Here is a 373-nt window from a genome sequence, read left to right as displayed (position 1 = left end):
AAAACCGCAACATCATCGGGTAAAAATTCCCGCATTCCATTGGTAGCAATAGAGAGATTGGCAAGTTCTATCTTGTTACTCACCATGGCCATTACCCGCACATCTTTGTTAATAAAGGTTTGATAAGCCATTTGCAGGCTGCCCATGAGTCCTTCCTTGGTTTTTCCCCGTCCACTGGCTACAATAATCACCGGCAAACCAAGGTTTTTGGCAATATTTACGTTTTCATCAAATTCAAAAACAGAACCTTCTCCCGAGAAATCGCTGCCTTCTACCAGCACAAAATCAAACCTGTCTTCCAGGGCCTTGTACTTGCTGATGATGGTATCTATGATCTCGCCACTTTTCCCCTCATTTCGCTTTTGGATCACTT

The 373-nt window shown here is 43.4% G+C and carries 1 protein-coding gene; it reads right to left on the bottom strand.

The features are described 5' to 3' along the window. A partial coding sequence (locus tag HC175_RS20555; protein ID WP_168139880.1) for an AAA family ATPase occupies positions 1 to 373 on the bottom strand: 373 nt, incomplete at both ends.

The sequence above is a fragment of the Salinimicrobium oceani genome (assembly GCF_012037645.1).
The sequence above is the reverse complement of the archived record's forward strand: the minus strand, read 5'-3'. Positions and strand labels throughout refer to the sequence as shown.